The 2,396-nt window shown below is 62.9% G+C and carries 1 protein-coding gene; it reads right to left on the reverse strand.

The annotated features are described in order from the left end of the window. Window positions 1–2,396, reverse strand: a 2,396-nt coding sequence (gene mfd, locus I5W_RS27755) for a transcription-repair coupling factor (RefSeq protein WP_044531687.1), incomplete at both ends; no start/stop codon positions are given.

The following is a 2,396-nucleotide window of genomic DNA, read 5'->3' on the forward strand; positions in this document are numbered from 1 at the left end:
TCAGCATGTCCGAATACATCTGAAAACCGATCTCGTGGATCTCGCCCGACTGGTGGTCGCCCAGCACTTCGCCGGCGCCTCGGATTTCCAGGTCGTGCATGGCGAGATAGAAACCGCTGCCCAGTTCCTCCATCTGCTGGATCGCCTCCAGCCGACGCTGCGCCTGCTTGGACAAACCCTGCACATCCTGCACCAGCAGGTAGGCATAGGCCTGGTGATGCGAACGCCCGACCCGCCCGCGCAACTGGTGCAACTGCGCCAGACCGAACTTGTCGGCGCGATGCATGATGATGGTGTTGGCGGTGGGCACGTCGATGCCGGTTTCGATGATGGTGGTACAGAGCAGGATATTGAAACGCTGCGCCACGAAGTCGCGCATCACCTTTTCCAGATCACGCTCGTGCATCTGGCCATGCGCCACGGCGATGCGTGCTTCCGGCAACAACTGCTCCAGCGCGGCCTTGCGGTTGGCGATGGTTTCCACTTCGTTGTGCAGGAAGTAGACCTGGCCGCCGCGCTTCAACTCGCGCAGGCAGGCTTCGCGGATGGTCGATTCATTCTCGGCGCGCACGAAGGTCTTGATGGCCAGGCGCTTCTGCGGCGCGGTGGCGATCACCGAGAAATCGCGCAGGCCTTCCAGGGCCATGCCCAGCGTGCGCGGAATCGGAGTGGCGGTCAGCGTCAACACGTCGACCTCGGCGCGCAGCGACTTCAGGGCTTCTTTCTGGCGCACGCCGAAACGGTGCTCTTCGTCGATGATGACCAGGCCCAGGCGCGAAAATTTCACTTCATCGGACAGCAGCTTGTGGGTGCCGATAACGATATCGATGGTGCCATCGCCCAGGCCCTTGATGGCTTGCGTGACTTCCTTGCCGGTACGGAAGCGTGACAGTTCGGCGATCTTCACCGGCCAGTTGGCGAAACGGTCGGCGAAGGTGGTCGCATGTTGTTCGGCCAGCAGCGTGGTCGGCGCCAGGATGGCCACCTGCTTGCCGCCCATCACGGCCACGAAGGCCGCGCGCAAGGCCACTTCGGTCTTGCCGAAACCGACGTCGCCGCAGATGAGGCGATCCATCGGCTTGCCGCCGGTCATGTCCTTGATGACGGCATGGATGGCGGCGGCCTGGTCGGCGGTTTCCTCAAAGCCGAAGCTGTCGGCAAAGGCTTCATAATCGTGTGCCGAATACTGGAAGGCATGGCCCTGGCGCAGTGCGCGGCGAGCATACAGGTTCAGCAGTTCGGCAGCCGTATCACGCACCTGCTGGGCAGCCTTGCGCTTGGCCTTTTCCCATTGGCCCGAACCCAGTGCGTGCAGCGGTGCGTCTTCCGGCGAGGCACCGGAGTAACGCGAGATCACGTGCAGTTGCGAGACCGGCACGTAGAGCTTGGTTTCCTTGGCATATTCCAGGTGCAGGAACTCGGTCTCGCCCTCCCCCAGGTCCATGCTGACCAGGCCCATGTAGCGACCGATGCCGTGGCTGCTGTGCACCACCGGATCGCCGATCTTCAGTTCCGAGAGGTCGCGCACCATGTATTCGACATCGGTAGCGGCCTGCTGCTTGCGGCTGCCGACGCGACGGCCACTGCCGGCATACAGTTCGGTCTCGGTCACCAAAGCCAGACCACCAGCGGTGACAAAACCGGCGTGCAACGGCGCCACGCCCAGCATCAGCGGCTCATCGCTGGCCAGGAAGTCGTTCCAGTCCTCGCACAGCACCGGATGCAGATCGTATTCGGCGAAGTACTGCTGCAACGTTTCGCGCCGGCCGTTGCTCTCGGCGCAGATCAGCACGCGCTCGGCGCCCTTCAGGAGGAAGCCGCGCAGGTTGACCAGCGGATCCTCTGCGCGCCGGTTAACGGCGATATTGGGCAGCGGCGCGGAGATGGCCGAGGGCGCATCATCGGTCTTGAGCACCCAACGCGCGTGGGGTTTCAGCAGTGTGAAGAAATCTTCATCGTCCAGGTAGATGGAACGGGGTTCCAGCACCGGCCGTTCGCGGTCGGCGTGAAGAAATGTCCAACGCGAGCGGGTATCGCTCCAGAAACGCTTGATCGCTTGCTCGATATCGCCGACGGTGGCAAACATGGCATTGGCCGGCAGGTACTGGAACAGCGTAGCCGTCTCTTCGAAGAACAGCGGCAGGTAGTATTCGATGCCCGCCGAGGCGATGCCATTGCCGATATCCTTGTAGATGGCCGAACGCGAGGGGTCGCCCTCGAACACTTCGCGCCAGCGATTGCGGAAGGCCAGGCGCGAAGCCTCGTCCATGGGGAATTCGCGGCCCGGCAGCAGGCGCACTTCCGGCACGGGATAGAGCGAGCGCTGGGTATCGGCATCGAAGGTGCGGATGGTTTCGATGGTGTCGCCGAACAGATCCAGGCGATACGGCAGCACC

The sequence above is a fragment of the Herbaspirillum sp. B65 genome (assembly GCF_000333555.1).
Lineage (GTDB): Bacteria > Pseudomonadota > Gammaproteobacteria > Burkholderiales > Burkholderiaceae_D > Herbaspirillum > Herbaspirillum rubrisubalbicans.